General features: G+C 64.4%; 1 protein-coding gene. It reads left to right on the forward strand.

Going from position 1 to position 793, the window contains the following annotated elements:
* Positions 1–145 precede the first annotated feature (145 nt).
* Positions 146–793, forward strand: a 648-nt coding sequence (locus tag ACFPOU_RS23690) for an AMP-binding protein (RefSeq protein ID WP_379727560.1), incomplete at its 3' end; no start/stop codon positions are given.

A 793-nucleotide genomic window follows, 5' to 3' on the forward strand; every position in this document is an offset into this window, starting at 1 on the left:
GCACAGGCCGCGCCAGCAGAAATTCAAATGACGATGGACCTCGCAATACTTTGACACTTTTCGCATTTCTGTTTATATTCGACTCACAATTAAACGCATGGGAGCCTGCCGGGCCATTCGGCGGAGCCCGACAACAGGAGGCAAAATGGCTGGAATGGGCAATCCCGAGACCTGGTCGCTGGGACAGCAGGATACCGTCATCGCCGCGCTCGATCGGGCCGTTGCGGCCCATCCCGAGCGCGTGCTCTTCGACTTTGGCGGCGAACTGACCACCTATGGCGAGTTTGATCAACTTTCGACCCGCCTGGCGCATTCGCTGGCGGCGCTCGGGCTGAAGGCCGGCGACACGATCCTGACCATGCTCGACAATAATATCGACGCCGTCGCCGGCTGGATCGCCGCCAACAAGCTGTGTGCGGTCAGCGTGCCGGTCAACACCGCGCTGCGCGGCGAGTTCCTGCGCCACCAGATCGCCGATGCGCGCGCCGGCATCGTCATCTGCGAAGCCGATTATGTCGAGCGCATCGCCCAGGTGGCCGACGGCCTGCCGGATGTCACCCTGATCCTGTACCGCGGCACGCTGGCCAAACGTCCCGCCTGCGCGGTGCGCCTGGCCCCGCTCGACGACTACCGCGGCCAGTGTACCGATCCGATCGGCACCAAACCGGCGCCCTCGGACCTGGCCTGCATCGTCTACACCTCCGGCACGACGGGCCCGTCCAAGGGCTGCATGCTCAGCTATAACTACATGTGCAACCTGGCGCGCCTGCAGCTGCGCGCGGGACCGGCCACC

Source organism: Massilia jejuensis (genome assembly GCF_042656795.1).
Taxonomy (GTDB): domain Bacteria; phylum Pseudomonadota; class Gammaproteobacteria; order Burkholderiales; family Burkholderiaceae_D; genus Telluria; species Telluria jejuensis.